Source organism: Amycolatopsis sp. Hca4, from assembly GCF_013364075.1.
Lineage (GTDB): Bacteria > Actinomycetota > Actinomycetes > Mycobacteriales > Pseudonocardiaceae > Amycolatopsis.
The window spans coordinates 1,024,906-1,051,574 of record NZ_CP054925.1 but is presented as its reverse complement, the minus strand read 5'-3'; the positions used below and the strand labels follow the sequence as shown (position 1 = coordinate 1,051,574).

The 26,669-nt window shown below is 73.0% G+C and carries 28 protein-coding genes and 1 pseudogene; 18 read left to right on the top strand and 11 right to left on the bottom strand.

Annotated elements, in window-relative coordinates:
• The first annotated feature begins 30 nt into the window (after positions 1-30).
• The 3 genes from HUT10_RS04350 to HUT10_RS04340 are packed head-to-tail and all read left to right on the top strand — an operon-like array spanning position 31 to position 2,620.
• On the top strand, positions 31-888 hold the full coding sequence (locus tag HUT10_RS04350) for a polysaccharide pyruvyl transferase family protein (protein WP_176169977.1): 858 nt from the start codon (positions 31-33) through the stop codon (positions 886-888).
• Positions 885-1,751 carry a glycosyltransferase family 2 protein gene (locus HUT10_RS04345; RefSeq protein WP_176169976.1) on the top strand — a complete coding sequence of 289 codons (867 nt, stop codon included), beginning with the start codon at positions 885-887 and terminating at the stop codon, positions 1,749-1,751. The genes HUT10_RS04350 and HUT10_RS04345 overlap by 4 nt, the downstream gene beginning before the upstream one ends.
• A complete protein-coding gene (locus HUT10_RS04340) occupies positions 1,730-2,620 on the top strand; it encodes a glycosyltransferase family 2 protein (RefSeq protein WP_176169975.1) in 891 nt (296 codons plus the stop codon). The genes HUT10_RS04345 and HUT10_RS04340 overlap by 22 nt, the downstream gene beginning before the upstream one ends.
• Positions 2,621-2,739: 119 nt before the next feature.
• Here HUT10_RS04340 and HUT10_RS04335 read toward each other — a convergent pair whose 3' ends face one another.
• Both HUT10_RS04335 and HUT10_RS04330 read right to left on the bottom strand, forming a co-directional pair.
• Positions 2,740-3,948 (bottom strand): glycosyltransferase family 1 protein, encoded by a 1,209-nt coding sequence (locus tag HUT10_RS04335; protein WP_176169974.1) that lies wholly within the window; start codon positions 3,946-3,948, stop codon positions 2,740-2,742.
• A 23-nt stretch (positions 3,949-3,971) separates the two neighbouring features.
• Positions 3,972-4,913 carry a glycosyltransferase gene (locus HUT10_RS04330; RefSeq protein WP_176169973.1) on the bottom strand — a complete coding sequence of 314 codons (942 nt, stop codon included), beginning with the start codon at positions 4,911-4,913 and terminating at the stop codon, positions 3,972-3,974.
• Between the two features lie 89 nt (positions 4,914-5,002).
• On the opposite strand from HUT10_RS04330, the gene HUT10_RS04325 reads away from it, so the two are divergent.
• The 6 genes from HUT10_RS04325 to HUT10_RS04300 all read left to right on the top strand — a co-directional run bounded on the left by HUT10_RS04325 (position 5,003) and on the right by HUT10_RS04300 (position 12,627).
• On the top strand, positions 5,003-5,617 hold the full coding sequence (locus tag HUT10_RS04325) for a DUF47 domain-containing protein (RefSeq protein WP_176169972.1): 615 nt from the start codon (positions 5,003-5,005) through the stop codon (positions 5,615-5,617).
• The gene (locus HUT10_RS04320) at positions 5,618-6,613 is read left to right on the top strand and encodes an inorganic phosphate transporter (protein WP_176169971.1); all 996 of its coding nucleotides are present in this window, start codon (positions 5,618-5,620) and stop codon (positions 6,611-6,613) included.
• A gap of 63 nt (positions 6,614-6,676) precedes the next feature.
• Positions 6,677-7,861: a zinc-dependent alcohol dehydrogenase gene (locus HUT10_RS04315; protein ID WP_176169970.1), complete on the top strand. Its 1,185-nt coding sequence runs from the start codon at positions 6,677-6,679 to the stop codon at positions 7,859-7,861.
• 22 nt (positions 7,862-7,883) lie between these two features.
• Entirely contained in the window at positions 7,884-9,908 is a 2,025-nt protein-coding gene (locus HUT10_RS04310) for a CocE/NonD family hydrolase (RefSeq protein WP_176169969.1), read from the top strand.
• 34 nt (positions 9,909-9,942) lie between these two features.
• Entirely contained in the window at positions 9,943-11,016 is a 1,074-nt protein-coding gene (locus HUT10_RS04305; protein ID WP_176169968.1) for an NAD-dependent epimerase/dehydratase family protein, read from the top strand.
• A gap of 18 nt (positions 11,017-11,034) precedes the next feature.
• Positions 11,035-12,627, top strand: a complete 1,593-nt coding sequence (locus HUT10_RS04300; RefSeq protein WP_176169967.1) for an NAD(P)/FAD-dependent oxidoreductase — start codon at positions 11,035-11,037, stop codon at positions 12,625-12,627.
• A 235-nt stretch (positions 12,628-12,862) separates the two neighbouring features.
• Here HUT10_RS04300 and HUT10_RS04295 read toward each other — a convergent pair whose 3' ends face one another.
• Entirely contained in the window at positions 12,863-13,330 is a 468-nt protein-coding gene (locus tag HUT10_RS04295; protein WP_176169966.1) for an SRPBCC family protein, read from the bottom strand.
• An 85-nt stretch (positions 13,331-13,415) separates the two neighbouring features.
• Between HUT10_RS04295 and HUT10_RS04290 the strand changes: the two genes are divergently transcribed.
• A complete protein-coding gene (locus HUT10_RS04290; protein WP_176169965.1) occupies positions 13,416-14,396 on the top strand; it encodes a YihY/virulence factor BrkB family protein in 981 nt (326 codons plus the stop codon).
• Positions 14,397-14,400: 4 nt separating this feature from the next.
• A complete protein-coding gene (locus HUT10_RS04285) occupies positions 14,401-14,781 on the top strand; it encodes a VOC family protein (RefSeq protein WP_176169964.1) in 381 nt (126 codons plus the stop codon).
• A 364-nt stretch (positions 14,782-15,145) separates the two neighbouring features.
• On the opposite strand, the gene HUT10_RS51770 is transcribed toward HUT10_RS04285, so the two are convergent.
• The gene (locus HUT10_RS51770; RefSeq protein ID WP_303246939.1) at positions 15,146-15,481 is read right to left on the bottom strand and encodes a hypothetical protein; all 336 of its coding nucleotides are present in this window, start codon (positions 15,479-15,481) and stop codon (positions 15,146-15,148) included.
• Positions 15,482-15,562: 81 nt separating this feature from the next.
• Entirely contained in the window at positions 15,563-16,576 is a 1,014-nt protein-coding gene (locus tag HUT10_RS04275) for a DNA topoisomerase IB (protein ID WP_176169963.1), read from the bottom strand.
• 91 nt (positions 16,577-16,667) lie between these two features.
• Between HUT10_RS04275 and HUT10_RS04270 the strand changes: the two genes are divergently transcribed.
• Both HUT10_RS04270 and HUT10_RS04265 read left to right on the top strand, forming a co-directional pair.
• On the top strand, positions 16,668-17,462 hold the full coding sequence (locus tag HUT10_RS04270; RefSeq protein ID WP_176169962.1) for an SDR family oxidoreductase: 795 nt from the start codon (positions 16,668-16,670) through the stop codon (positions 17,460-17,462).
• The gene (locus HUT10_RS04265; RefSeq protein ID WP_176169961.1) at positions 17,459-17,983 is read left to right on the top strand and encodes a DUF1360 domain-containing protein; all 525 of its coding nucleotides are present in this window, start codon (positions 17,459-17,461) and stop codon (positions 17,981-17,983) included. The genes HUT10_RS04270 and HUT10_RS04265 overlap by 4 nt, the downstream gene beginning before the upstream one ends.
• Positions 17,984-18,017: 34 nt before the next feature.
• Here HUT10_RS04265 and HUT10_RS50465 read toward each other — a convergent pair whose 3' ends face one another.
• On the bottom strand, positions 18,018-18,452 hold the full coding sequence (locus tag HUT10_RS50465; protein WP_254897433.1) for a Rieske 2Fe-2S domain-containing protein: 435 nt from the start codon (positions 18,450-18,452) through the stop codon (positions 18,018-18,020).
• Between the two features lie 18 nt (positions 18,453-18,470).
• A pseudogene (locus tag HUT10_RS04260) lies at positions 18,471-19,522 on the bottom strand (NAD(P)/FAD-dependent oxidoreductase); the annotation flags it as partial.
• An 84-nt stretch (positions 19,523-19,606) separates the two neighbouring features.
• Between HUT10_RS04260 and HUT10_RS04255 the strand changes: the two are divergent.
• Positions 19,607-20,881, top strand: coding sequence for an acetyl-CoA carboxylase biotin carboxylase subunit family protein (locus tag HUT10_RS04255; protein WP_176169960.1), 1,275 nt, complete (start codon positions 19,607-19,609; stop codon positions 20,879-20,881).
• A 66-nt stretch (positions 20,882-20,947) separates the two neighbouring features.
• Here the strand turns inward: HUT10_RS04255 and HUT10_RS04250 are convergent, their stop codons facing one another.
• The gene (locus HUT10_RS04250; RefSeq protein ID WP_176169959.1) at positions 20,948-21,112 is read right to left on the bottom strand and encodes a hypothetical protein; all 165 of its coding nucleotides are present in this window, start codon (positions 21,110-21,112) and stop codon (positions 20,948-20,950) included.
• 155 nt (positions 21,113-21,267) lie between these two features.
• On the opposite strand from HUT10_RS04250, the gene HUT10_RS04245 reads away from it, so the two are divergent.
• Both HUT10_RS04245 and HUT10_RS04240 read left to right on the top strand, forming a co-directional pair.
• Positions 21,268-21,987: a methyltransferase gene (locus HUT10_RS04245; RefSeq protein ID WP_176169958.1), complete on the top strand. Its 720-nt coding sequence runs from the start codon at positions 21,268-21,270 to the stop codon at positions 21,985-21,987.
• Entirely contained in the window at positions 21,974-22,186 is a 213-nt protein-coding gene (locus tag HUT10_RS04240) for a CDGSH iron-sulfur domain-containing protein (RefSeq protein ID WP_176169957.1), read from the top strand. Before HUT10_RS04245 ends, HUT10_RS04240 begins: the two co-directional genes overlap by 14 nt.
• 43 nt (positions 22,187-22,229) lie before the next feature.
• Here HUT10_RS04240 and HUT10_RS04235 read toward each other — a convergent pair whose 3' ends face one another.
• Positions 22,230-23,225 carry an iron-containing redox enzyme family protein gene (locus HUT10_RS04235; protein ID WP_176169956.1) on the bottom strand — a complete coding sequence of 332 codons (996 nt, stop codon included), beginning with the start codon at positions 23,223-23,225 and terminating at the stop codon, positions 22,230-22,232.
• 8 nt (positions 23,226-23,233) lie between these two features.
• Positions 23,234-24,367: a glutamate--cysteine ligase gene (locus HUT10_RS04230; RefSeq protein ID WP_176169955.1), complete on the bottom strand. Its 1,134-nt coding sequence runs from the start codon at positions 24,365-24,367 to the stop codon at positions 23,234-23,236.
• Positions 24,368-24,479: 112 nt separating this feature from the next.
• Between HUT10_RS04230 and HUT10_RS04225 the strand changes: the two genes are divergently transcribed.
• On the top strand, positions 24,480-24,875 hold the full coding sequence (locus tag HUT10_RS04225) for an STAS domain-containing protein (protein ID WP_176169954.1): 396 nt from the start codon (positions 24,480-24,482) through the stop codon (positions 24,873-24,875).
• 85 nt (positions 24,876-24,960) lie between these two features.
• Here the strand turns inward: HUT10_RS04225 and HUT10_RS04220 are convergent, their stop codons facing one another.
• Positions 24,961-26,055, bottom strand: a complete 1,095-nt coding sequence (locus HUT10_RS04220) for a glutamate--cysteine ligase (RefSeq protein WP_176169953.1) — start codon at positions 26,053-26,055, stop codon at positions 24,961-24,963.
• Between the two features lie 96 nt (positions 26,056-26,151).
• Between HUT10_RS04220 and HUT10_RS04215 the strand changes: the two genes are divergently transcribed.
• Complete coding sequence (locus HUT10_RS04215) at positions 26,152-26,631, top strand: hemerythrin domain-containing protein (protein WP_176169952.1); 480 nt, start codon at positions 26,152-26,154, stop codon at positions 26,629-26,631.
• Positions 26,632-26,669: the final 38 nt, after the last annotated feature.

The window sequence follows — 26,669 nt, the reverse complement described above, 5'->3', positions numbered from 1 at the left end:
GGGGGTGGTGAGCGGGTAAGCGTCCCGACCATGCGAGTTCTGCTCACCGGTTGGGCCAGTTTTCTGCACGGCGAAGCGACGGCGGGTGACGTCCTGAGCCTGCGCGCGGCCGGCACGGCGCTGGCGGAGGCGGGGATCGACCACTCGGTCGCGTGGAGCCCCGGCTTCCGGCCCGGCACCCTGCACCTGCCCGACGCGCCCCCCGACGACTACACGCACCTCGTCTTCGTCTGCGGCCCGGTCCACGGGCCGCAGGTGCGTTCACTGCACGAGCGCTACGCGTCCTGCCGCCGGATCGCGGTCGGCGTGTCCGTCCCCGACGCCGAAGATCCGGCGGTGACGGGCTTCCACCGGGTGCTGCCGCGCGACGACGGCAGCACCGCCGAACTCGACCTGGCGCTGGGGGCGCCGGTGTCACCCACTCCGGTGCTGGGGGTGATCCTGGCGCCGCACCAGCCGGAGTACCGCGACGCGGGACGGCACGACGATGTCCACGCGGCACTGACCGGCTGGCTCGCCGGGCTGGACTGCGCCCGGGTGCCGCTGGACACCCGTCTCGCGCACGAGGACTGGGAGCGGTGCGCGACCCCGGACCAGTTCGCCGCCTTGGTGTCCAAAATGGACGCCGTGGTGACGACCCGGCTGCACGGCCTGGTCTTCGGGCTCAAGGCCGGGGTGCCGGTGCTCGCCGTCGACCCGGTGGCCGGCGGCGGCAAGGTGACCGCGCAGGGCAAGGCACTGGACTGGCCGGTGGTGGCCGCCGAAGAAGTCGCCGACCCGGCGTTGCTCGACGCCCGGCTCAAGTGGTGCCTGTCGGCGCCGGTGCGCCCGCCCGCGCACCCGCCGTCGCTGGCCGCGTTGGTGGCCGAGCTGGTGGGATCGCGGTGAGCGCGCGCACGACCGTCGTCATCGCCACCCGCAACCGCGCCGGCGAGCTGGCCCGCACCCTGACCCAGCTGTCCTCTTTGGACCCGCCACCGCCGGTCGTCGTGCTGGACAACGCCTCCGGGGACGACACGGCCGAGGTCGCCCGGCGGCACGGATCCGTGCGGGTGATCAGCCTGCCGCAGAACCTCGGCGCGGCCGCGCGCACCCTCGGCGTCATCGCGGCCGAAACACCGTACGTCGCCTTCAGCGACGACGATTCGTGGTGGGCGCCCGACGCGCTGACCGAGGCGGAGCGGATCTTCGACGAGCACCCGCGGACCGGCCTGCTCGCCGCGCGCACCCTCGTCGGCCCGGAGTGCCGGGACGACCCGGTGACGCCGGAGATGGAGCGCAGCCCGCTCGGCCACCCCGACGGTGCTCCCGGGCCGCTGGTGCTCGGCTTCCTGGCCTGCTCCGCGATCGTGCGGCGCTCGGCGTACCTGCAGGTGGGCGGCTTCAGCCCGCTGCTGCACTTCGGCGCCGAGGAACAGCTGCTGGCCTACGACCTGGCCGCACGCGGCTGGGAGGTCTGCTACGTCGGGCACCTGCGCGCCCACCACCACCCGTCCCGGTCGCGGCCGCCGTCGGCGTGGCGCCGCCGGGCCGAGCTCCGCAACCGGCTGCTGATCGCCGTGCTGCGGCGGCCACCGCGCGTCTGCCGTCGCGAGGTGGCCCGGACACTCGTGCAGGCGCCCGGCGCCGTCCTGGGCGCGGTCCCGAGGCTGCCGCGTGCGCTGAGCTCCCGGCGTGTCCTGCCCGCCCACGTCGAACACCAGGCCCGGACTCTGGAAAGGACCGCCGAATGGCGCGAATCTCGGTCGTGATCATCACCTGCAACCGCCGCGAGCAGTTGCGCGAGACGCTGGCGCACATGACGTCCTTGCCGGACGCGGCGCCCCTGTTCGTCGCCGACAACGGTTCCGCGGACGGGACGGCCGACCTGGTCGCCCGGGAGTTCCCCGAGGTCCGGTTGTTCCGGCTCGCGGAGAACCTGGGTGCGGTGGCCCGCAACGTCGCCGTCGAGGAGGTGACGACCCCGTACGTCGCCTTCTGCGACGACGACACGACGTGGCAGCCCGGTGCGTTGACCCGGGCCGCCGACCTGCTGGACGAGTTCCCCGGCCTCGGCTCGGTGACCGGGCGCTGCCTGGTCGAGCCCGGCCTGGCCGAGGACCCGATCACGCCGGAGCTGCGCGAGTCGCCCGTGCCGGGCCCGGACTGGCTGCCGGGGCCGGCGCTGCTCGGCATCATGGCGGGCCTGACGGCGGTGCGCGTCAGCGCGTTCCGCGAGGTCGGCGGCTTCTCGACCCGGATGTGGCTCGGGGGAGAGGAGGAGCTGTTCGCACTGGACCTCGCGGCGCGGGGCTGGTGGATGTGCTGGGCCGAGGACGTCGTGATCCACCACGCGCCGTCCAAGCTGCGCGACCCGCGGCACCGCCGCCGCCTGGGCATCCGCAACACGCTGTGGACACTGCTGCTGCGCCGCCCCTGGCCCGCGGTCTTCCGCCGCGGCCGTGACGTGCTGCGCACCGCGCCCCGGGACCGGGCCACGGCGGCAGCGCTGCTGGACGTGGCCCGCGGCCTGCCCTGGGTGGTCCGGGACCGCCGGGTGGTCCCGCCGCACGTCGAGCACGGCCTGCGCCTGCTGGAAGCACCCCAGCGGGAGTCGAAGGCCCGTCGTTACGTGGGCTGAACCGGAAGGGTCGGCCTGCGTACCCGGAGGGTCGGCCTGCGTGCCTGGAGGGTCGGCTCACGAACCGACTGTCCAGGTACGCGAGCCGACCCTTCCGGTACGCGGACCGACCCTCCGGGTCAGCGGGCCTCGGCCGTGATCGCGGTTTCCGGGACCAGCTTGTGGTACGCGCGGAGCGTGTCCGCGGCGACGCGGTCCCACGAGTACCGGGCCACCGCCCGGTCGTGGCCCGCGGTGCCGTAGGCGTGGCAGAGCGCCGGGTCGTCGATCAGCCGCCGGACGCGGGAGGCCAGCTCCTTCGGCTGGTGCGGGCGGACCAGCAAGCCGGTGACGCCGTCGACGACGGTGTCGGTCAGGCCGCCCACCGCGGCCGCCACCACCGGGACACCGCAGGCCATCGCCTCCAGCGGCACGATCCCGAACGGCTCGTACCACGGGGTGCACACGACCGCGTCGGCCGAGCGCAGCAGGGCAGGCATCTCGTCGCGTGAGACCTGGCCGGGCCAGCGGACGCGGTCGCCGACGCCGAGCTTCTCGGCCAGCCGCCGCAGCCGGGTGGCCTCCGGGTCCTGGGAAAGGCGGCCGCGCTCGGGGCCGCCCGCGATGACGAGCTCGGTGTCGGGCAGCTGGGCCAGCGCGGTGATCGCGATGTCGAACCCCTTGCGCGGGACCAGCCGGCCGACGGCGACCAGCCGGTGCGGCAGGCGGCGGCGGGCGACCGGCCCGTCGTGGGAGAACCGGCCGAGGTCGACGCCGCAGGGCACGATCGAGATCCGGGACCGCGGCACGCCGAGGCGGGACAGCTCGAAGACCTCGTCGGAACAGGTGGCGATCACGCGCCCGGCCTGCCGCCCGATGATCCGCTCCAGCCGGATCCGGTCGGCCGGGCTGGTGTCCTGGTCACCCTGGTAGCGCTTTTTGACCACGCCCAGCGCGTGGAAGGTCTGGGCCACCGGCGTCCCGGTCGCGCTCGCCGCCAGCGAGGTCGCCAGTCCGGACATCCAGAAGTGCGCGTGCGCCAGGTCGGGCTGCTCGATCGCCCACCGGTCCCGCAGGAAGCTGCCGAACTCGCCCATGTAGGGCAGGAGGTGGTCCTTCGGCTCCTTGCGGGCCGGGCCGGCGGGCACGTGCACGACGCGGTAGCCCTGCGGCGTCCGCACCTCCGGCGGCTCGTCGCGGCTCTCCCGGCGCGTGTAGACGGTGACCTCGTGACCCGCGCGCACCAGCGCGGCGGACAGCTCCGCGACGTGCACGTTCTGGCCGCCGGCGTCGGCTTCGCCCAGCGCGGCGAGGGGATTGGCGTGCTCGGACACCATCGCGATCTTCATCGGTGAGGCGTTCCCTTCACAGGTCAGCGGGCCGTCTCGGCGAGGAGGTGGTCCCAAGCGGTCAGGAATGCGTCGAGCCCGTAGTGCTTCAGGGCGTGTTCGCGGGCGTTCTTGCCGGCGAGCGCCGCGAAGTCGGGCTCGTTCAGCAGCTCGCGGAAGCCCCGCGCCAGCACGGAGACGTCGGTGGACAGCACGCCCGCGTCGGCAGGCACCGCCTCGACCGCCTCGGTGGCGGCGAAGACGACGACCGGCATCGCCAGGTGCATGGCCTCCAAAAGGGACAGTCCCAGCGACGTCCACCGGGCGGTGTGCAGGTAGACGCGGCGGCGGGCGATCTCGTCGTGCAGCCTCGGCGCCGGGACGTCGCCCAGGCCCCGCAGCGGCGCGCCGAGTTCCTCGGTGCCCATGCCGAACACGTCCACCGGGGCCTGCCCGGCGAGCGTGCCGAGCAGGTCGGCGCCGGTAACACGCTCCCGGCGCACCGGCTCGTTGATCATCGACACCCCGGCCGCGAGCTCGCCGGTGTAGCGCGGCCCCGGATCGGGGATGCCGTGCGGCACGACGGTGACCGGCGCGCGGCCGCAGTCCCACATCGCCGCGTTGAAGTGGGTCACGTGCGCGACGGTGATGTCGGACCGGCCGGCGAGGGGGTGCTCGCTGGACGCGGCGTACGGCCGGGGCGCGTTGTGTTCCACGTAGACGGCCGGCACGCCAAGGCGGGCGGCGAATTCCAGCTCCTCGGGGCGTTGCAGCACGACGACGTCGGGCTCGGCCTCGGCCAGCCGGTCCAGCGGAACCTCGGTCGCGGAAGGCCAGTTCCGCCCGGCCTTGCCGAGGCCCCAGGGCGCACCGTCGGGGGAGACGGGCAGGAGGTAGTCGTGGCGGCCGCGGACGAAAGCGTCGGTCCACGAGCCGTGCACGTGCCAGAGCAGTACTCTCAGGCGCCGGGATCCGGGATCGGTCATGACTCCTGGTTTCCCGGAGATCGGCCGTTAAACGTACGGCCGGACGGGGTACCCGGCCCCGGACGGGCGTGCGCGACGAAGGGACATCCATGCGCTTCACCCCACGGGGCACCCGGTTTTTCGACCTCCTCGCCGAAGCGGCGAAGAACCTCGTCGCCGGGACCGCGTTGCTCAGGGAACTCGTGGCCGCCGACCCGGGCGACCGGGAACCGATCGCGAAACGCCTGCACGAAGTCGAACACCAGGGCGACGAGCTGACGCACACGATCATGGTGGAGCTCAACAGCTCGTTCGTGACGCCGTTCGACCGCGAGGACATCCAGGCCCTCGCCGCCAAGATCGACGACGTGCTGGACTTCATGGACACCGCGGCCGACCTGGCCGTGCTGTACCGGATCGGGGCGTTCCCGCCCGGCACCGACGTCCTGCTCCGCGTGCTCTGCCGAGCCGCCGAGCTGACCGCGGCGGCGATGCCCGGACTGTCCAAGGTGGGCGAACTGGAGCCGTTCTGGATCGAGATCAACGAGCTGGAGAACGAGGCCGACCGCGTCTACCGGCGGATACTGGCCCACCTGTTCGAGCCGGGCGGGGACGCGCTCGAGGTGCTGAAGACCAAGGAGGTCGTCGAGCAGTTCGAGCTGGCCGCGGACGGGTTCGAGCACCTGGCCGACGTGGTGCAGACCATCGCGGTCAAGGAGTCCTGAGTGACGGGGACCGCCGCACTGGTCACCGTGATCGTGCTGACGCTCGTCTTCGACTACACCAACGGGTTCCACGACGCGGCCAACGCCATCGCCAGCGCGGTGTCGACCCGGGCGCTCACCCTGCGCGCGGCCCTCGTGCTGGCGGCGGTGATGAACCTGGCGGGCGCGCTGCTGTCCACCGGCATCGCCGCGACGGTGGCCAAGGGGATCATCGACGTCCCGGCCGGGCCGGACGCGCTCACCGTGGTCTTCGCCGCGCTGCTGGGGGCGATCACCTGGAACCTGATCACCTGGTACTTCGGGCTCCCGTCGTCGTCCTCGCACTCGCTGATCGGCGGGATGGTCGGCGCGGCGCTGGCCGCGGCGAGCACCGTGCACTGGGCGGGGATCGCCGAGAAGGTGCTGATCCCGATGGTGGCGTCGCCGCTGCTGGGGCTCGGGCTGGGCTACCTGGCGATGGTCGCCGCGCTGTGGCTGCTGCGGCGGGCGAACCCGCACCGCAGCGGCCGGGTGTTCCGCCGGTTCCAGATCGTCTCCGCCTCGGCGCTGGCGCTCGGCCACGGCCTGCAGGACGCGCAGAAGGGCATGGGCGTGATCGTGCTGGCCCTGGTGGCGGCCGGCGAGCAGTCGACGTTCTCGGTGCCGTTGTGGGTGACCCTGGCCTGCGCCGGGGCCTTGTCGCTGGGCACCTATTCGGGTGGCCTGCGGATCATGCGGACGCTCGGCAGGCGGGTCTTCCCGCTCGACCCGCCGCACGGGTTCGTCGCGGAGTCGGTGGCGTCGTCGGTGTTGTACGTGACGGCGTTCGCGGTGAAGGCCCCGATCTCGACGACGCACGTCATCACGGCCGCGATCATGGGCGTCGGCGCGACCCGCCGGCTGTCGGCGGTGCGCTGGGGGATCGCGCGCGACATCGTGCTCGGCTGGGTGCTGACCTTCCCGGCCGCCGCGGCCGTGGCCGCCGCCGTCTACCTGGTCGCCGACCTGATCACCTGAGTTTGGCTCCCGCCGCTCCCGGGAAGCCGGGACGGAGACCCCGTCCGCGGAAGAGGGAGAGCCATGAAGGCAGTGACCTGGCACGGCAAGCGCGACGTCCGCGTGGAGGAGGTGCCGGACCCGAAGATCGAGGAAGCCACGGACGCGGTCGTGCGGATCACCTCGACCGGGATCTGCGGCTCGGACCTGCACCTGTACGAGGTGCTGGGCGCGTTCATGACCGAGGGCGACATCCTCGGCCACGAGCCGATGGGCGTCGTCGAGGAGGTCGGGCCGGAGGTCACGCACATCAAGCCCGGTGACCGCGTGGTGATCCCGTTCAACATCTCCTGCGGTCACTGCTGGATGTGCGAGCGCGGCTTGCAGTCGCAGTGCGAGACCACCCAGGTCCGCGAGCAGGGCAAGGGCGCGGCGCTGCTGGGCTACACCAAGCTCTACGGCCAGGTCCCCGGCGGCCAGGCCGAGTACCTGCGGGTGCCGCAGGCCCACTACGGGCCGATCAAGGTCCCGGACGGGCCGCCGGACGAGCGGTTCGTCTACCTTTCCGACGTCGTCCCGACCGCGTGGCAGGCCGTCGAGTACGCGAACGTCCCCGACGGCGGCACGGTCGTGGTCTTCGGCCTCGGCCCGATCGGGCAGATGAGCTGCCGGATCGCCCGGCACCGCGGCGCCGGCCAGGTGATCGGCGTCGACCTGGTGCCCGAGCGGCTCGCCCGGGCCCGCGAGCACGGCGCCACCGCGCTCGACACGCGCGACCACAAGGAAATCGGCGAGGCCATCCGCCAGCTGACGCACGGGCGCGGCGCGGACTCGGTGATCGACGCGGTCGGCATGGAGGCGCACGGTGCCCCGGTCGGCAAGCTGGCGCACACCCTCGTCGGGCTGCTCCCGCAGCCGCTGGGGGAGAAGATCACCGAGAAGGCCGGGATCGACCGGCTCAGCGTGCTCTACGCGGCCATCGACAGCGTCCGCCGCGGCGGCACGATCTCGCTGTCGGGCGTCTACGGCGGGATGGTCGACCCGATCCCGATGATGGAGCTGTTCGACAAGCAGATCCAGCTGCGGATGGGCCAGGCCAACGTCCGGCGCTGGCTCGACGACCTCATGCCGGTGCTCACCGGCGACGGCGACCCGCTCGGCGTCGAGGGTTTCGCCACGCACAAGCTGCCGCTGACCGAGGCGCCCCGCGCGTACGACATCTTCCAGAAGAAGCTGGACGGCGCCCAGAAGATCCTGCTGCAGCCGTAACCCCCGGGGAGGGAACCGACTTTTGCGAGCCGTCACCTCGCTGCCCTGTGCCATCACCGAGGAGGACCACGTCCGGATCCCGGTGTCCGACGGGATCGTGCTGTCCGCGCGCATCCGGCGGCCGGTCTCGTCGGACACCGAGCCGGTGCCGGCGATCCTCGAGTACATCCCCTACCGCAAGCGCGACCTCACCGCGCCCCGCGACTCGATCCACCACCCCTACCTCGCCGGGCACGGGTACGCCTGCGTGCGCGTGGACATCCGCGGCACCGGCGAATCCGAGGGCGTCCTGGCCGACGAGTACCTCGAACGCGAGCAGCTCGACGCCGAGGAGGTCCTCGAGTGGATCGCCGCGCAGCCGTGGTGCACCGGCGACACCGGGATGATGGGGATCTCCTGGGGCGCGTTCGCCGCGTTGCAGGTCGCGGCGCGGAAGCCGCCGAGCCTGCGCGCGATCGTGATCTCGTCGTTCACCGACGACCGCTTCGCCGACGACATGCACTACATGGGCGGCTGCCTGCTCTCGGACAATGTCGCCGAGTCGGGGACGATGTTCGCCTACGCCACCCTGCCGCCCGACCCGGCCGTCGTCGGCGAGCGCTGGCGGGAGATGTGGCGGGAGCGGCTGGACGACTGCAGTCTGTGGATCGGCAACTGGCTCGGCCACCAGCGCCGCGACGACTACTGGCGGCACGCGTCGGTGTCGGAGAACTACCATGACGTCCAGGTGCCGGTGCTGGCCTCCAGCGGCTGGGCCGACGGCTACTCCAACGCCGTGATCCGGCTGCTGGCCCACCTCGACGTGCCCCGCCGCGGGCTGATCGGGCCGTGGTCGCACAAGTACCCGCACCTGGGCGAGCCGGGCCCGGCCATCGGCTACCTCCAGGAAGTCGTCAAGTGGTGGGACCACTGGCTGCGCGGTGAGGAGAACGGCGTGATGGACGCGCCGATGCTGTGCACGTGGCTGCAGGAGAGCGTGCCGCCGTCGACGTCGTACGAGGACCGGCCCGGCCGCTGGGTCGGGGAGGCGACCTGGCCGTCACCGCACGTGGAGCCGCAGGTGCTGCCGCTGGCCCGGCACCGGCTCGCGCGGCCCGGCGAGACCGTCCCCGACGAGGCCCTCACCGTGTCGTCGCCGCTGTCGGTGGGGCAGTTCTCGGGGAAGTGGGCGTCCTACAGCGCCCCGCCGGACCTGCCCTACGACCAGCGCGAGGAGGACGGCGGGTCGCTGGTCTTCGACACCGACGTGCTCACCGAGCGCTGCGAGATCCTCGGCTCGCCGAAGGTGCGGCTGGAGGTGTCGGCCGACCAGCCGGTCGCGATGATCGCGGCGCGGATCTCGGACGTCGCGCCGGACGGGCGGGCCACCCGCGTCACCTACGGGCTGCTCAACCTGACCCACCGCGACGGGCACGACGAGCCGGTGCCGCTGGAGCCGGGGCAGCGGTACGACGTCGAGATCGAGCTGAACGCCGTGGCGCAGGCTTTCCCGGCCGGGCACCGGATCCGGCTGTCACTGTCCACTTCGTACTGGCCGCTGGCCTGGCCGCCGCCGTCGCCGGTGCTGCTGAGTGTCCACACCGGACACAGCGGGCTGGAGCTGCCGGTGCGCCCGGTCGCCGAGCCGGACGAGCTGCCGCCCCGGCCGTTCGGCGAACCCGAAGGCGCGCCGCCGATGGCGGTGATCGCGGTGACACCGGGGGAGCAGCGCTGGACCGTCTCGCGGGACCTCGTCGACTACCGCTCGGCGCTGGACATCGTGAAGAACGCCGGGACCGTCAGGTTCGACGACCTCGACCTGGAGGTCACCCGGGACGTCCGCGAGCGGTACAGCTGGGTGGCCGACGACTTCGGCTCGCCGGTGGCGGAAACCGCGTGGGACGTCACCTTCGCCCGCGGCGACTGGGTGGCGCGCAGCGTGACCCGCACCCGGGTATCCTGCACTGACACCGAGTTCGTCGTCGACGCGCAGCTCGACGCCTACGAGGGCGCGCGGCGGATCGTGTCGCGGAACTGGCACGAGCGGATCCCGCGCGATCTCGTCTGAGTTTCACCGCCGCCACACGGGGTAAGCCTTTCGGGTGCGTATCGTGATCACCGGAGCCACCGGGAACGTCGGGACGGCGCTGCTGGCCGCGCTCGAGCCCGGCCACGACGTGGTCGGGCTCGCGCGGCGGCTGCCGGACACGACGGCCGAGCCGTACCGCCGCGCGGGCTGGCGGGCCGTCGACGTCGGCCTGCCCGGGGCGGAGGAGGAGCTGGCGGAGGTGTTCGCCGGCGCGGACGCCGTCGTGCACCTGGCGTGGGCGATCTCGCCGGAGCGGGGCGACCCGCCGATGTGGCGCACCAACGACCACGGCACCCGGCACGTGCTCGCCGCCGTCGCGGGCGCCGGTGTGCCGCACCTCGTCGTCGCCTCGTCCGTGGCCGCCTACGGGCCGGCGCCCCGCTGGGAAAAGGTGGCCGAGGACTGGCCGTGCGACGGTATCGCGGGCAGCGCCTACAGCCGTGGCAAGGCCGCGCTGGAGACGTTGCTGGACCGGTTCGGCGAGAAGTACCCGCAGGTCAGGCTGGCGCGGATCCGTCCGTGCGCGATCCTGCACCGGGCCGCGGCCGGCGAGTTCGCGCGCTGGCTGCTCGGCCCGCCCGTGCCCGCGCACCTCGTCGGCGGGCGGCGGCTGCCGGTTCCGCTGTGGACGGATCTGCGGGCGCAGATCGTGCACAGCACCGACGTCGCCGAAGCGATCCGGCTGATCCTCGACCAGGGGTTCGCCGGCGCGGTCAACCTCGCCGCGCCGGAGGTGCTCGACGCCGACGCGCTGGCCGGTGTCCTCGGGGGAACCCGCCTGCTGGTGCCGAAGCCCGCGGTGCAGCTCGCGACCCGGGCCGCCTGGCTGGGCGGCGTGGTCCCGCTGCACCCCGGCTGGCTCGAACTGGCCGATCACGCCGCCCTCGCCGACACCACGCTGGCGGAGACCGCGCTGGGCTGGCAACCTCGGTATGACGCCGCGGCCGCGCTCGCCGACCTGGTCGCCGGGCTCCGGTCGGGCGCGGGGGCGGCGAGCCCGCCCCTGGCCCCGCCGCGCCGCGACGGGGTACTGGCCCGGCTCCGCTCGCTCACCCGGGTCGGGCCGAGCCACCAGTCGCAAGCCTGAGGCAGCCGGGAGGCCGGAGTGAGTACGGAAGCCGTCGACGCGGTGGTGATCGGCGCCGGGCACAACGGCCTGGTGGCGGCGAGCCTCCTGGCCGACGCCGGGTGGTCGGTGCTGGTCCTGGAGGCGACCGAGTACGCCGGCGGCTCGGTCCGGACCGCCGAGGTGACCGAGCCGGGCTTCCGCAACGACCTGTTCAGCGCGTTCTACCCGCTCTCGGCGGTGTCACCGGTGATCCGGGGGCTGGGGCTGGAGGAGCACGGGCTGCGCTGGCGGCACGCGCCCGACGTGCTCGCGCACGTGCTGCCCGACGACCGCTGCGCGGTGCTTTCCCGCGACATCGACCGCACGGCCGCGTCGGCCGACGAGTTCGCCCCGGGCGACGGCGCCGCCTGGCGGCAGTTGTTCGCGCAATGGCAGGAGGTCCGCGAGCCGTTGCTGGACGCGCTGTTCACGCCGTTCCCGCCGGTGCGTCCGGCGCTGAAGCTGCTGCGCCGCACCGGAACCGGTGATGCCTTGCGGCTGGCGCGCATGCTGACGCTGCCCGCGCGCCGCTTCGGTGACGAGGTGTTCGCCGGCGAAGGCGCGAAGCTGCTCCTGGCCGGGAATTCCGCGCACAGCGACCTTTCCGTCGACAACGCCGGCAGCGCGGTGTTCGGCTGGCTGCTCGCGATGATCGGGCAGGACAAGGGTTTCCCGGTGCCCGAGGGTGGCGCCGGCGAGCTGGCCGCGGCGCTGGTGCGCCGGCTCGAGTCGCGGGGCGGGCGCGTCCACTGTGGACGTCCGGTGCGGTCGGTGCTCGTCGGTGGCGGGCGGGCGCTGGGCGTGCGGGACGCGGCCGGTGACCCGGTCCGGGCGCGCAGGGCGGTGCTGGCCGACGTGCCCGCGCCGGTGCTGTACCGCGAACTGGTGGGGGAGGAGTGGCTGCCGTCCCGGCTGGTCGAAGACCTGGACAAGTTCGAATGGGACAGCGCGACGGTGAAGGTGGACTGGGCGCTGTCCGGCCCGATCCCGTGGACGGCGGAGGCGGCCCGCGGAGCGGGCACGATCCACCTCGGAACGGACCTCGACGGGCTTTCGGCGTTCGGCGGCGAGCTCGCCCGCGGCCGCACCCCGCGCCGTCCGTTCCTGCTGCTCGGCCAGATGACGACGAGCGACCCGTCCCGCTCACCGGCGGGCACCGAGGCGGCGTGGGCGTACACGCACGTACCGCGCGGCTCGATGGAGGGCCGCGGGGCGCTGGAGCGGCGGGTCAAGCGGATCGAGGAGACGGTGGAGGCCAACGCACCGGGCTTCACGGCCCTGATCAAGGCCCGCTACGCGCAGGGGCCGGCCGAGCTCGGAGGGCACAACCCGGGCCTGGTGGGCGGCGCGATCAACGCGGGCACGACGGCGATCCACCAGCAGCTGTTCTTCCGCCCGGTGCCGGGGACGGGCCGCGCGGACACCCCGGTGGACCGGCTGTACCTGGCGGGAGCATCGGCCCACCCGGGCGGAGCGGTCCACGGAGGCCCGGGAGCGAACGCGGCCCGCGCGGCACTGGCCAGGGCGGGGGTCCTGGGCGGTGGGTACGCGGCGGTGATCCGGGCGGCGCACCGCGCGATCTACGGCTGAGGGCTGCGCAGGGTCGGCTGGCGCGGCCTGGGCTCGATCGCGACGGCCGAGGTGTGGGCTCAAGTGGACCGGTCGGGCCAGGTGCCAGCCGGCGGAGCCGGTGGCTGGTTGCGGCGAGTGGGGGCGGCCTCTGCGGAGCGGCCGAGGTGTTGATTCCGGCGCGGCGGATCGAGTGCCGGCCGCGGCGGGCCGAACTGGGAGCTGGTCGGGCGGGCCGGGCTGGGAGCCGACCTGGTCAGGGGTTGGGGTGGCCGTGGCGGGCGCGGGCGTACTTGCCGGTCGCCAGGTCGGCGAGCCGGGCCAGGGACTCGGTGTTGCGGGGCTTGGCGATCAGCGCCTGCACCGCCTCCGGGAGCACCTTGCCGGGGCCGCGGACGATGTGCTCGGTCATCCGGACCAGCGTCTTCCCGTCGCCGTGGGGGACCAGCGTCAGGCCGACCGCGGCCGCGCCCAGTGGCCACCCGCGGGCCTCCAGGGACAGGGACAGGCCCGGCTCGACCGCGCGGACCACCGTCACGTCCTGGATGTGCACCGGCCAGGGGCCCACGCTGTGGTGGATCCGGGAGCCGACCGCCGGCCAGTCCTCGTCGACGTCGCGGATGTGGGAGCTGCCGACCACCCAGCCGGCGTAGAGCCAGCCGTCGGCGAGCACGTCGAACACGGCGTCGGGCGGTACGTCGATCACGCGGCTGACCTCGGGCACGGTTTCCTCCTGGTTCGGGTGACGAATCAGGCATACCCACTCCCGGACGGGGTATGCCCGCCGGGACGGAGCAGGAGGTGCGCTGATGGCCAGACACGGGAACGAGCCCGACGGACCGGGAGAGCTGTCGAAGCGGTCGTGGGGCGGGGCGCTCAAACGGACCTTCAAGCAGTTCAACCGGGACAACCTCACCGACTGGGCCGCGGCCCTCACCTACTACGGCGTGCTGTCGCTGTTCCCGGGCATCATCGTGCTCACCGCGATCCTCGGCCTGCTGGGCCCGGACAAGATCCAGACGGTGATCGACAACGTCAACCAGATCGTTCCCGGCCAGGGCCGGGACATCCTCGTCGGCGCGATCCGGGAGCTGGCGGGCTCGCGCAGCCTGGCCGGCCCGCTGGCGATCGTGGGCCTGCTGGGCGCACTGTGGTCGGCGTCGGGGTACATCGGCGCGTTCATGCGGGCGTCGAACGCGATCTACGGGATGCCGGAGGGACGTCCGGTGTGGAAGACGATCCCGCTGCGGATCGCCCTGACGGTGGGGATCGTGGTGCTGCTGGCGGCGTGCGCGCTGGGCGTGGTGGCCACCGGGTCGGTGGCCCGCCGGATCGGCGACCTGATCGGCCTCGGCTCGACGGGCGTGCTGGTGTGGGAGATCGCGAAGTGGCCGGTGATCGCGGTGCTCGTGAGCCTGGCGTTCGCGCTGCTGTACTGGGTGGGCCCGAACGTGCGGTTGCCGGGCTTCAAGTGGCTGACACCGGGCGGGTTGCTGGCGGTGGTCCTGTGGGTGGCGGCGTCGGCCGGGTTCGCCTTGTACGTCGCGAATTTCGGCTCCTACAACAAGACCTACGGTTCGCTGGCCGGGGTGATCGCGTTCCTTGTATGGTTGTGGATCTCCAACCTCGCGATCCTGCTGGGGGCCGAGCTGGACGCGGAGCTGGCCCGCGGCCGCGCGATCGAGGCAGGCCACGCGGACGACCAGGAGGAGCCGTTCCTGCCGCCGCGGGACACGAAGGCCATGGACGACGACGAAGCCGCGGCGGTGGCGGAGTCGGAACGGAAGTGAGCGGATGGCCTGCCGGATCACCGAACTGGTGCTGGACTGCCACGACCCGGACCGCTTGGCGGAGTTCTGGTGCGCGGTCCTCGGGTACGAGGTGATCGGCCACGAGCCGGACGGCCTGGCCCTGGGCCCGCCGGGCGCGGCCTTCGGCGAAGGGCCGGTGACGTTGATCCTGGCCCAGACGGAGAACCCCCGCCCCGGAAAGCTCCCACTGCACCTGGACGTGAGCCCGGAGGGGGTCGACCAGGAGACGGAATTGGCGAGGTTGAAGGCATTGGGCGCCCGCCCGGCGGACGTGGGCCAGACGGGCGAGGAATCGTGGGTGGTCCTCCAGGACCCGGAGGGCAACGAGTTCTGCCTGCTGCGCAAGGACGTGGGCAAAGCCTGAGGCCGCGGGCGACAACGCGCGACGGCTGCGGCGGCCAGCGGTAGATGCGGCGGGGGAGCGGCGGGCGCAGCGGAGAGCGGCGGGCGCGGCGGGGAAAGCTGCGCCAGACCGACCTGGCGGCTCGCGTATCTGGAGGATCGGCAACCGTACCCGGGGCCGACTCGCGTACTTGAGGGGCCGACGGGCGTACTTGAAGGGTCGTCTCACGTACTCGAGGGGTCGGCCCGCGTACCTGGAGGGTCGTCTTGCGTACCTGGAGGGTCGTCTCACGTACTTGAGGGGTCGGCCCGCGTACCTGAATTGCCCCCTAACCCTCGGCCCCCCTCACCCCCTGGCCGGCCCCCCGGCCCCTACCGGGTGAACCTCACCCTTCACCAGCCGAGCACCGCCGCCACTGCACCCGATCCCCAGCCCGATCGGCGTGCCAAACCGGCGTAACCTCCGACTCCCACGTCGGCAGCAGCTGATCCGTCACCACCCGCCCCCGAGCCACCCGCCCGAACAGCTCCACCCCGTCCCGCCGCCGAGCCGCCGGGATCCACGCCGGGAACCTCGTCCGGGGCAGCTTTCGCTCGATCCACTCCCGTGCCGACCCCTCGCTCCCGTGGTCGGACTCGACGATGCTCGACACCGGCCCGTCGCCGCCCACCGTGAGGGCGATCGACGCGCGCCAGCGCACCGGGGAAACGTCAGGGTTCATCCCCTCCAGGCTCCCGGACGACGGCAGCTCACGGCCAGTACACGTTCGGATGGATCCCACCGTTCCTCCCACTCCACACCGTCACGAAGCGTTCAGCAACCGTGCACAAGCCTTCTCCAGCGCCGCCCGCGCCTCGTCGCCGTCGAGGCGGGCCGCGCGCTTCAACGCCGGGGCGATCGTGCGCTCGGCGCGGTACGCCTCCACCAGCCGAGGATCCACATAGGACGAGCGGCAGACCGCGGGGGTGTTCCCGAGCGCCGTCGAGACCTCCTTCATCACCTTGGCCTCCGCGCGTTTGCGGGCCGTCTCGGACGTCGGCGGGTCCGCCGCCGCGAACGCCGCCGCGGCCAGGACCGTCGCGTTCCACGTGCGCATGTCCTTCGCCGTGCAGTCCTCGCCCGCCAGCTCCTTGAACCGCTCGTTGATGTCGGCCGCGTGGACCTCGTGCCACGTGCCGCCCTCGCGGTAGACGAGCAGGCGGTCGCTGCCGGACCGGCTGCGCAGCAGGGACTTCAGCACCGCCGCCAGCTCGCCGTCCCGGATCGTCACCTTGCGGTCCAGCCCGCCCTTGGCGACGTAGCAGAACCGGCACTCGTCGCCGCGGACGGACACGTGCGAACGCAGGAGCGTCGCCGCGCCGTGGGTGCCGTTCTCCTCCGCGTACTCCTCGCCGCCGGTGCGGAAGATCCCCCGGTCGAGCATCCGCAACGCCGCCGCCAGCACCCGCTTGCGGGTCAGGCCGCGCCCGGCGAGGTCCTCCGCCACCGAAGCGCGCCACGCCGGCAGCCGGCGGGCCATCTGCAGCACGCGGTCGTGCTTCTCCTCGTCGCGATCGCGGCGCCACTGCTCGTGGTAGAGGTACTGGCGCCGCCCGGCGTCGTCGGTGCCGACCGCCTGGACGTGCCCGTTCGGGTACGGGCAGATCCACACGTTCCGCCACGCCGGCGGGATGACGAGGTCCTTGATCCGCGCGAGGAGCTCGTCGTCGGTCACCGGCGAGCCGTCGGGCATGGCGTAGGAGAACCCGCGGCCGCGGCGGATGCGCTTGATGCCCGGGCCGCGCAGGTCACTGCGCCGGAGTCTGGTGCGTCCCACCGCCGCGAAATACCCGCCCCGCGTACCGGGAAACCATGATTGTCACCCGCAGTGGCGGGTAGCCGACGGGGAAGCACCGGAAGGAGCACGGATGACCACCGCAACCAAGCCGCTCGCCGTCGTCACCGGCGCGTCGAGCGGGATCGGCCTGGAGCTGGCCAAGCAGTTCGCCCGGCACGACTTCGACCTCGTGCTGGCCGCCGACGACGCCGAGCTCGCCGCGGCCGCCGACGAGGTCCGCGCGTGCGGCGCGCGGGTCGAGGCGGTCCGCACCGACCTCGCCGCCCCGGACGGGGTGGAAGACCTGGTCGGGCGGCTCGCGGACCGGCCGGTCGAGGCGCTGGCCGTCAACGCCGGCGTCGGGGTCAACGGCGAGTTCGCCGGGGACACCCGGCTGGAGGACCAGCTGACCGTCGTCGACCTGAACGTCCGCTCGGCCGTGCACCTCGCCAAGCGGGTCGTGCCCGGGATGGTCGGCCGCGGCCACGGCCGGGTGCTGTTCACCTCGTCGATCGCCGGCACGTCACCGGCGCCCTACCAGGCCGTCTACGCCGCGTCGAAGGCGTTCCTCACGTCGTTCTCCGAGGGCCTGCGAGCCGAGGTGAAGGACAAGGGCGTCACCGTCACCGCGATGCTGCCCGGTCCGGTCGACACCGAGTTCTTCGAGCGGGCCGGCATGGCGGACACCAAGATCGCCGCCGGGCCCAAGGACGACCCGGCCGAGATCGCCGAAGCGGGCTACGAAGCCCTGATGGCGGGCAAGGACAAGATCGTCCCCGGCGCGCTGAAGAGCAAGCTCCAGGCGGCCGGCTCGCGCGTCCTCCCGGACCAGGCCAAGGCCAAGCAACAGGGCAAGATGATGGAGCCCGGATCGGCGGACGAATGAGCGTCATCGAAGACGTCACCGAAAAAGCGAAGCAGGTGCAACGCCGCTACGCCGGTGACGAAGACCGCCCGCTGGGCGGGTACATCGTCGCGATGGGCGTCTACAGCGGCCTCGTGGGCGGGCTGACGCTGCTCGGCCGCGCCGCCGGGGCCCGGTTGCCGCAGCGCTTCGGCGCCGGCGACACGGTCCTGCTGGGCGCGGCGACGTTCAAGGCCAGCCGCCTGCTGGCCAAGGACGCCGTCACCAGCCCGCTGCGCGCCCCGTTCACCCGGTACGAAGAGCCGGCCGGCGACGACGAGCTGAACGAGTCCGTCCCGGCGAAGGGCCACGTCGAGCACGCGGTCGGCGAGCTCGTCTCGTGCCCGTTCTGCCTGAACGTCTGGATCGGGACGGGCCTCGCCGCGGGCCTGGTGATCGCGCCGCGGGCGACCCGGCTGGCGGCCACCGTGCTGACCGCGGTGGGCGTGGCGGACGCCCTGCACCTGCTGTACGACGCGGGCAAGAAGCTCGCCTCCGGCTAGCCGGACGGGCCGGCGGGGGAGTTCTCCCGCCGGCTCACGCCGGGCCGCGGCGCAGCGGGCGGACCGCCGGGCCCTGCACCACGGTGCCGTCCACGCCGAACCGCGAGCCGTGGCACGGGCAGTCCCACGTCTTCTCCGCGTCGTTGAACGAAACCAGGCAGCCCAGGTGAGTGCAGTGGGCGCCGACGGTGTGCAGCTTCCCGGCTTCGTCGCGGTGGGCCGCGACGAGCTCGCCGCCCACCCGGACGACCTGCGCGTCACCGGGCTGGAGGTCGTCGAGCTTCTCCGACCGCCACAGCGCGGCGACGTGGTCGCCGACGAGGTACTTCGCGACGGTCAGGTTGTCCTGGGCCACTTCGAGCACGGAACGCGCGTCGAAGCGGTTGGGGTCGAACAGGTCCGCGGCCGGGTGCGGCTCGCCGAGGATCCGCGCCGCCAGGACGTGGCCCGCCGCCGTGCCGCCGGTCATGCCCCACTGGCCGAACCCGGTGGCCACCCACAGGTTCTTCGTCCCCGGCAGGTAGCGGCCGACGTAGGGCAGCAGGTCGGGCGTGGACATGTCGTGCGCGGACCAGCGATGGGTCACCCGGTGCAGGCCCGCGTGCGCGTCCGCCCACTCGGCGAGCCGCCGGTACCGGCGTTCGACGTTGACGTGCGCGCCCACGCGGTAGTGCTCGCCGCCGGCGATCACCATCGGCGTGCCCTGCTCGGTGTACCCGCGCACGGAGTGGTGGGTGTCGGCGTCGAGGAACATGCCTTCGGGCGCGGCGTTCCCGGCCGCCGGGCCCGCGACGACGAGGTCGCGCACCGGGTCGAGCCGCGCGAAGTACAGGCCGCGGTCGAGCACGGGGTAGTGGGTCGCGACGACGACTTCGCCTGCCACCACGTCACCCCGCGCGGTGCGGACGGTCTGCCCGTTGAGCGCGGTCGCCCTGGCGTGCTCGACGATCGTGCCGCCCGCCCGCTCGATCTCGGCGGCCAGGCCGAGCAGCCACCGGCGCGGGTGGAAGTGCGCCTGCCCGGTGGTCCGCACCGCACCGAGCGCCGGGACGTCGAGCGCGACGTCCTCGGTGAACGACGCCGGCAGGCCCGCCGCGACGGCGGCGTCCGCCTCCTGCTTGAGCGAGTCCACGGTGCTTTCGCGCGTGGTGTAGACGTAGCTGTCCGCCCGGGTGAAGCCGCAGTCGATGCCGAGTTCGGCATCGGTGGCGGCGATCCACTCGCCCGCCGCCGTCTGCGCGCTTCGGCGTAGATCCTGGCGGCATCGGCGCCGTGGCGGGACGTGAGGTCCGCGTACTTGGCCCCGTGCTGGGCGCTGACCTTCGCGGTGGTGTGGCCGGACACCCCGGCCGCGACCCGCTCGGCCTCCAGCACGACGACCGACCGGCCGGCCCGGGCGAGCAGCAGCGCGGTGGTGAGCCCGGCGATGCCCGCGCCGAGCACCGCGACGTCGGCGGACTCCGGCACGGGCACGGCGGTGCGATCCGGGGAAGGAGCGGTTTCGACCCACAGCGAAAGCGGTTCGGGCAGGGCTGTCATGCCTGCGGATGCCCGCTGCCGCCCCGGTGAAACGGGCCATCCGGCCCCGTTTCGGCCGCTCGACGGCCCGGGTAGCCCCCGGGCATGAGTACCGACATCTTCGTGATCGGCCTGGACGAGGAGAACCGGCGGGTGCTGGAGCGCCTGCCGTGGGCGGCCGGTTACCGGTTCCACGGCCTGCTGACCCCCGAAGAGCTGCAGCACGGCGAGATCGACTTCGAAGCGTTGCTGAAGACGGCGCAGCACGAGCTGGACGCCTTCGACGGCGAAGTCGGCGCGATCGTCAGCTACTGGGACTTCCCGGCCGCGACCCTGGTGCCCATCCTGTGCGGCCGCTACGGCCTGCCCAGCGTGTCGCTCGAGGCGGTGCTGAAGTGCGAACACAAGTACTGGAGCCGGCTGGAGCAGAGAAAGGTGATCGACGAGCTGCCGCACTTCGGCATCGTCGATCTCGAAGACGAGCACCCGGCGCCGCCGGAGGGCGTCGGCTACCCGATGTGGCTCAAGCCGGTGAAGTCCTTCTCCTCCGAACTCGCCTTCAAGGCCGGGAACGACCGCGAATTCGCCGACGCCGTGGCGGAGATCCGGGCCGGGGTCGGCCGCGTCGGGGAGCCGTTCGGCTACGTCCTCGAACAGGTCGACCTGCCGCCGGAGATCGCCCGGGTGGGTGGCGCGGCCTGCCTGGCCGAAGGAGCGCTCCACGGCGTCCAGGCGGCCATCGAGGGGTACGTCTACCGGGGTGAGGTCACCGTTTACGGTGCGCTCGACTCGATCAACTACCCGGACAGCTCGTCGTTCCTGCGCCACCAGTACCCGTCGCAGCTGGGGGAGGAGCCGGTCCAGCGGATGCGGGACGTCGCCGAGCGGGTGATGAAGCAGATCGGCTTCGACAACGGCACGTTCAGCATCGAGTTCTTCTGCGATCCCGAGTCCGGCCAGGTGTGCCTGCTGGAGATCAACCCCCGGCACTCGCAGTCGCACGCCGAACTGTTCGAGTTCGTCGACGGCGTCGCCAACCACGAAATCATGGTGCGGCTCGGCCTGGGCCAGGACCCCGGCCGCCGTCCCCGCAAGGGCACCTACCAGATCGCCGGCAAGTGGTACCTGCGGCGGTTCGAGGACGGCGTCGTGACCCGCGTCCCGACCCCCGAGGAGATCGCGACCGTGCAGAACCGCATCGACGGCACCCAGATCGAGATCGTGCCCCGGGTGGGGCAGCGGCTGTCGGACCTGCCGGAGCAGGACAGCTACAGCTTCGAGCTGGCGCAACTGTTCGTCGCGGCGCACACCGAGCACGAGATGGTGCAGAAGTACCAGGCCTGTGTGGACGCGCTGCCGTTCGAGTTCGCGGAAGCCTGACCGGACAACGAAAACCGGGGTCGCGTTCGGACAGTCCGAACGCGACCCCGGGTTCGTGGTGACCGCTCAGCCCGACTGCGGGTCGCTGTCGTCGTGTTCGTCGCCGCTCGAGGTGCCCTGCTCGCCGCGGAGGGTCTCGCGCTGGGCCTCCGGCGTGTCGCGGTGCGGGTCGTCGCCGCGGGCGCCCTCGGCGGGCTCGGTCGGGTGCTGCGTGCGCTCTTCGGACGTCATTCCTGTCCCTCCTTCACATCTCTTTCCGTTCCGGATACCCGGCTCGGCCCGGCTCAACCGCCGGCGTTTGCGGCCAAGATCACCGGGTAGCCCAGGGCGACGCGGTTGTCGACCGGCGATCGTGCCGGGGCCGCGGCGAGGTGAAGGAGACCCAGATGACCACGTCGGCGGAACCCGTCCGCCCGGGCCCCTTGGCCGCCCGGTCCGTCGTCCACCGGCCCGTACCGCCCGCCCCGCGGATGCTGCGCCTGCCCGGTGTCTACCGCCCGCAGGAGGACACCGCCCTGCTCGCGTCGGCGATCGCGGAACTGGCGATCCCGGCCGGCGCGCGTGCCCTCGACCTGTGCACCGGCACCGGCGCGCAGGCGATCACGCTGGCCCGCCGCGGCGCGGGAACCGTGTTCGCACTGGACCTTTCGCGCCGGGCACTGGCCTCGGTGCGGCTCAACGCGCTGGCCCGGCAGCTCACCGTGCGCCCGTGCCGGGGCGGCCTCGGCAGAGCACTGCGAGAAGGCCCGTTCGACGTCGTCGTCGCGAACCCGCCGTACGTGCCGTCCCCGGCGCCGGCCGTTCGGTCCACCCGAGGCTGGGACGCGGGCCCGGACGGCCGTGCGCTGCTGGACCCGCTGTGCGCTGCCGCCGGCCGGCTGCTGCGCCCGGGCGGGACGATGCTGCTCGTGCAGTCCGCCATGTCCGATGTGGACAAGTCGGCCGCGCTGCTGGCTTCGCGCGGGTTGCGGGTTTCGGTGGCCCGGCGCGCTTGGATCCCGTTCGGACCGGTCCTTTCCGGACGGACGGAGTTCCTCGAGGCGGCCGGGCTGATCGAACCGGGGCAGCGGGTGGAAGAGCTGGTGGTGCTCCGTGCCGACCGCTGACCGGGGGCCCCGGCGGGTGACCGTCGTGCCGGGCGGCCCGGTGCTGGTGGAGGGGCCGGTCGAAATGAGCACGCCGGACGGGGAGCTGGTGCGCTCCGATCGCTTCGTGGTCGCGGTGTGCGCGTGCCGTCGGAGCAAGCGGTTCCCGTTCTGCGACACCAGCCACCGCAAACGCGTCCGCGTCCAGGACGGCGACTGACGAAGACGGCCTCCCGGCCCGCGCCGGGAGGCCGTCGCCGGGGTCAGGCCCGCAGCGAGGACTTCCCGGCCTTCCAGCTGCTCAGCAGCAGCTCGCCGAAGCGGCCTTCGAGGAACTCGGTCGCCTGGATGCCGAACACGACGTCGGCGGCCAGTTCCGGCTCCTGGTCCAGCAGGTCGCCGAGCACGTCGTGCCGCATCACCTGTTCGTGGACCGCGTCCGCTTCGATGTGCTCGGTGTAGAACAGCCGGCACGCGTCGGGGGCGCCGAGGCGCCGCAGGGCCTGGTCCATCCGCTGCGCCGAGGGTGCGGTGGTGATCTCCGCGGCGGCGAAGTGGCCGCACAGCGCGCCCCGCAGCGACCGGTGCAGGCCGAACAGCGACATCATGTTGACCACCGCCAGCATGGCGCCCGGCACTTGGTCGATGAGCTCCAGGTAGCCGTCGGGCAGCCCCGCGGCGCGCAGCAGGTCGGCGTAGAGGCGGGAGTGCGCGAGCTCCGCGCGGCCACCGCCGAACTCGTCGAACTCCACCGCCACCAGGGCGGCCTTGGCGCGGCCGCGCAGCCGGGGGATCACCCACGCGTGCGGGTCGGCTTCCTTGTGGTGGTAGATCGAGCGGTGGGTGAAGTACTCCCGCACCTGCGTCCAGTCGCCGTGGTCGCGCAGGTGGTGGGACACCCCTTCCCCGTCGATCGGCTCGACCAGCAGGACGTCGAGTTCGGCGGTGACGTCGTCGCCGCCCGCCACGTTCTCGTGCAGCGCGGCGAGGAAGCGGGCCTCCAGCGCGCCGCGCAGGCGCAGCAGCTCCGGGTCCCATTCCCAGTCGGGGGACACCCCGGGCAGGCCCTGGTAGTGCAGTTCGTAGCACAGGTGCAGGGCCAGCTGGAGGTCGTCGCCGAGCGGGTCGGCGTCGGCGAGACCGTCGAAGTCCAGGTCCGCCCGCGGGTGCGCGCGCAGGAGAATCCCCAGCACGGACTCCGAGAGCGGGCCCCGGGCGGCCGGCAGGGTGGCCGCCCGGGCAGTGGTGGAAGTCGTCATGATTCCGGCTACCCGGTGAGCAGCGTTCCATGCGCCGCGGGCACGGTCGCGGCGGCGAGCCACCGCACCGCGGCCGCCGTCTCGCCACCGGCGGCGGCGCGCTGCTGCGCGGCCCCGGTGCCCTCCATCCGCACGATTTCCAGCAGCTGCTGGACCTCCGGCAGGTCGCCGCTCTCCGTGAGGGGCGCCCGGACGTGCTCCAGGAGCTCGCCGACGAGGCTCCAGGCGGGCCGCCGGGTCGCGGTCACGACGTCCACGAGCTGCCCGCCGAGGCCGTGCCGCGCGGCGGCCCAGACCCCGGCCGCGGCGACCTGCGGGGACAGCGGCGGGGCTTCCCGGCCCGCGGCGAGCTCGGCCAGCGCCCGCTGCACCAGCGCCTGGCTCAGCAGGGCCTGCAGCACCGCGTGGTCGACGGTGAGCGCGGTGTCGGCGACCCGGAACTCGACCGTCGGGAACCGGCCGGACGGGCGGGCCAGCCAGAACGTCTGGTCCGGGTCGACCAGCGCCCCGCAGTCGACCAGCGCGTCCACCGCCCGGCGGTGGTCGTCGTGGCTGCGGAGGTGGGGCGCGATGCCGGAGCCGGGGAAGCGGGACTGCAGGACCATCCGCCAGCTGCCGTAGCCGGTGTCGCGGCCGTGGTCGAACGGGGAGTTGGCGGAGAGGGCGAGCAGCGTGGGCAGCCACCGCCCGAGGTGGTTGACGACGGCGACCGCGGTGTCGGGGTCGGGCACGCCCACGTGGACGTGGCACCCGCAGGCCTCGTAGTCGGCGACCAGAGCGCCGTAGACGGCGTCGATCTCGGCGTAGCGTCCGGCGCTTTCGGGAGGTGGCGCGGCCGGCCCGGGCCCGACGGGAGTACCGGTGGCGAGCAGCGCGCAGTCCTCGGCCGCGGCGGCACCGGCGAGCACCCGCCGGGCGGCGGTCAGCTGGTGCCGCAGCTGCGCAGCGGTGGTGCAGACCCCGCTGACGGCCTCGAGCTGCGTCAACCGCAGTTCCCGGTGCACGCCGACACCGTCGGGCAGCGGGCCGTGGTGCCGGTACCGCGCCAGGACGAGTTCCGCACCCGGCGACACGTGCCCGGTGCGCGGGTTCACGAGGAGGAACTCCTCTTCGACACCCATCGTGGGCGGGCCGTCGGACATGGGCGGGCTCCTTCCGGACGGGCGTGCGACGCGGTTACCCGTTCCGGTGGTGGAAATGCGCGGGGACCCTTCGCTTGTTTCGCCCTTCACACCGCGCGGGTACCTCGCACCCATGACGACTCACGAGCGGTTGCGCGTGGTGGGGGCGGACGCCCCGCCGGAGCACCGCCTGCCTTCACCCCGCGCACCGTCCGAAGGGGACCTGGGAAGCCGCATCCGCTGGAAGACCCCCGACGCGGTGGTCGTGGAGGTCACCGGGGAGATCGACCTGAACACGGTGCCCGACCTGGCGGCGCTGCTGGACGAGCACATCCGCGGCCGGCCGGGGGTGTTGCGCGTGGACCTCGGGAACGTGTGTTTCCTCGGGGCGGTGGGGATCCGGGTGCTTTTGCGCGCCCACCGCCATGCCGAGGAGGCGGGGGTTCACCTGGTGGTGGATCCGGGTGAGTCGCGGGCTGCGGTTCGGGCTTTGGAGTTGCTTGATCGCCTTTACGGGGTCGTGAGTTAGTCGAGACGGGCCAGCTTCTTGTTGGCCGGGACCGGCGCCGACCGCCTCTGCAGCTCGGCCCCGGCGACCCGGCCCCGGAGTGCCCCTAGTCGCCCGTCAGCAGGTCCACGACGTCCTCGGCCCGCTTCCGCTCCGCAAACCGACGCCGTTGCCGGTCCGCCCCGCCGCCCTCCGTGGCGAGGTGGTCCGTTCGCTCCCTGGCGAACTCCAGGTCCCCGGCCGCCTCCAGCGCCGGGGCCACCAACGCGATCAAGTCGTCCAGCACCACCTTCGTCGGCTCCAGCCCGCCGCTCTTCGGGTGCGGGCAGCAGCCCGTGACACCCTCCCTCGACGCCCGCCACAACTGCGCGCGCAGCACCTCGTTCGACAACTCCGGTGCGGCACCGTCGTCGGCGAGCGCCGTGGCCACCAGGCCGCGGGCCAGCACTCCCAACAACACTGCGTCCTCCGGGGTCGCCGCCACGTCGGCGATGCGGAACTCCAGGGTCGGCTGCTTGTCCGACAACCGGACGTCCCAGTAGATCATCCCGCGGTCGAGGATCGAGCCCGCGCGCAGCCAGCCGTCCACGATGCTCTCGTACTCGTCCAGGGACGCGAACCGCGGCGGGGGACCGGCCGACGGCCAGCGGCTCCACTGTTGATAACGCCAGCTGCAGTAGCCCGTATCGTAGCCGTCGGAGATCGCCGAGTTCGCCGTCACCGTGAGCAGGGCCGGCAGCCACGGGCGGATCCGGTTGAGGACCTGGACGCCGCTCTCCTTGTCCGGGATCGCCACGTGCACGTGACAGCCGCACGTCAGCGATGTCCGTGCGGTGGCGCCGAAGTGCTCGGCCATCCGCTCGTAGCGCGGGTTCGGCGTGATGACCGGCGGGTCCGCCTCGAACAGCAGCGGGGACGCCGCCGGCAGCACCCGGTACCCGCGGCGCCGGGCGGCCGAGGCGAGGTCGCCGCGCAGGCCGCGCAGCTGGCGCAGGGCTTCGGTGTGGGTGCGGCAGACGTCGGTGGCCGCTTCGGCCTGGGAGCGCGTGAGTTCGTGCTGCAGTTCACCCTGGTCGTCGCCGGCCGCCTCGGCCGCGTCGACCACGTCGTCGCCGGCGTGGGACAGCTGACCGCGGCGGTCGACGACGAAGAACTCCTCTTCGATGCCGAAAGTCAGCACATCGCGCGTGGGTTCGTTCACCGATGTTCTCCTGGGGGTCGCGGGAGTCGCATGAATACCCGTCCGGCGGTTCCGGCAAACGGGTTTTCCCGGGCGGGGAGCGGGTATCCGGGCGCCATGTCGACCGACGCGATCGTGCTGCTCAAGAACGACCACAAGACCGTGGAGAAACTCTTCAAGCAATTCGAGAAGGCAGAGGAGGACGCGTACGACGAGAAGCGCCGGATCGCGGACTCGATCATCGAAGAGCTGACCGTCCACGCCTACATCGAAGAGGAGATCTTCTACCCGGCGGCGCGGGAAGCCGTGCCGGAGACCAAGGACCACGTCCTGGAAAGCGTCGAGGAGCACCACGTCGTGGTGTGGATGCTGTCCGAGCTGCTCGGCATGGACCCGAAGGACGAGACCTTCGACGCCAAGGTCACCGTGCTGACCGAGAACGTCCGCCACCACGTCGAAGAGGAAGAGGACGAGTGGTTCCCCGAGGTCCGCTCGGCGATGGGCCGCAAGCAGCTGCAGGAACTGGGCCAGCGGATGATCGACGCCCGCCCGAAGGCGCCGAAGAACCCGCTGGAGCTCAAGAGCGCCAAGGCCTGAGCGCCCGCGAAAGGGGCGGCACCTTCGTGGGAAGGTGC

What these genes read in the sequence shown, in the direction of transcription:
- HUT10_RS04350 (WP_176169977.1), top strand. Translation starts at nt 31, where the DNA reads ATGCGAGTTCTGCTCACCGGTTGGGCCAGTTTTCTGCACGGCGAAGCG.
- HUT10_RS04340 (WP_176169975.1), top strand. Translation starts at nt 1,730, where the DNA reads ATGGCGCGAATCTCGGTCGTGATCATCACCTGCAACCGCCGCGAGCAG.
- HUT10_RS04335 (WP_176169974.1), bottom strand. Translation starts at nt 3,948, where the DNA reads ATGAAGATCGCGATGGTGTCCGAGCACGCCAATCCCCTCGCCGCGCTG.
- HUT10_RS04330 (WP_176169973.1), bottom strand. Translation starts at nt 4,913, where the DNA reads ATGACCGATCCCGGATCCCGGCGCCTGAGAGTACTGCTCTGGCACGTG.
- HUT10_RS04325 (WP_176169972.1), top strand. Translation starts at nt 5,003, where the DNA reads ATGCGCTTCACCCCACGGGGCACCCGGTTTTTCGACCTCCTCGCCGAA.
- HUT10_RS04315 (WP_176169970.1), top strand. Translation starts at nt 6,677, where the DNA reads ATGAAGGCAGTGACCTGGCACGGCAAGCGCGACGTCCGCGTGGAGGAG.
- HUT10_RS04290 (WP_176169965.1), top strand. Translation starts at nt 13,416, where the DNA reads ATGGCCAGACACGGGAACGAGCCCGACGGACCGGGAGAGCTGTCGAAG.
- HUT10_RS04285 (WP_176169964.1), top strand. Translation starts at nt 14,401, where the DNA reads ATGGCCTGCCGGATCACCGAACTGGTGCTGGACTGCCACGACCCGGAC.
- HUT10_RS51770 (WP_303246939.1), bottom strand. Translation starts at nt 15,481, where the DNA reads ATGAACCCTGACGTTTCCCCGGTGCGCTGGCGCGCGTCGATCGCCCTC.
- HUT10_RS04270 (WP_176169962.1), top strand. Translation starts at nt 16,668, where the DNA reads ATGACCACCGCAACCAAGCCGCTCGCCGTCGTCACCGGCGCGTCGAGC.
- HUT10_RS04265 (WP_176169961.1), top strand. Translation starts at nt 17,459, where the DNA reads ATGAGCGTCATCGAAGACGTCACCGAAAAAGCGAAGCAGGTGCAACGC.
- HUT10_RS50465 (WP_254897433.1), bottom strand. Translation starts at nt 18,452, where the DNA reads ATGACCGGCGGCACGGCGGCGGGCCACGTCCTGGCGGCGCGGATCCTC.
- HUT10_RS04255 (WP_176169960.1), top strand. Translation starts at nt 19,607, where the DNA reads ATGAGTACCGACATCTTCGTGATCGGCCTGGACGAGGAGAACCGGCGG.
- HUT10_RS04250 (WP_176169959.1), bottom strand. Translation starts at nt 21,112, where the DNA reads ATGACGTCCGAAGAGCGCACGCAGCACCCGACCGAGCCCGCCGAGGGC.
- HUT10_RS04245 (WP_176169958.1), top strand. Translation starts at nt 21,268, where the DNA reads ATGACCACGTCGGCGGAACCCGTCCGCCCGGGCCCCTTGGCCGCCCGG.
- HUT10_RS04235 (WP_176169956.1), bottom strand. Translation starts at nt 23,225, where the DNA reads ATGACGACTTCCACCACTGCCCGGGCGGCCACCCTGCCGGCCGCCCGG.
- HUT10_RS04230 (WP_176169955.1), bottom strand. Translation starts at nt 24,367, where the DNA reads ATGTCCGACGGCCCGCCCACGATGGGTGTCGAAGAGGAGTTCCTCCTC.
- HUT10_RS04225 (WP_176169954.1), top strand. Translation starts at nt 24,480, where the DNA reads ATGACGACTCACGAGCGGTTGCGCGTGGTGGGGGCGGACGCCCCGCCG.
- HUT10_RS04215 (WP_176169952.1), top strand. Translation starts at nt 26,152, where the DNA reads ATGTCGACCGACGCGATCGTGCTGCTCAAGAACGACCACAAGACCGTG.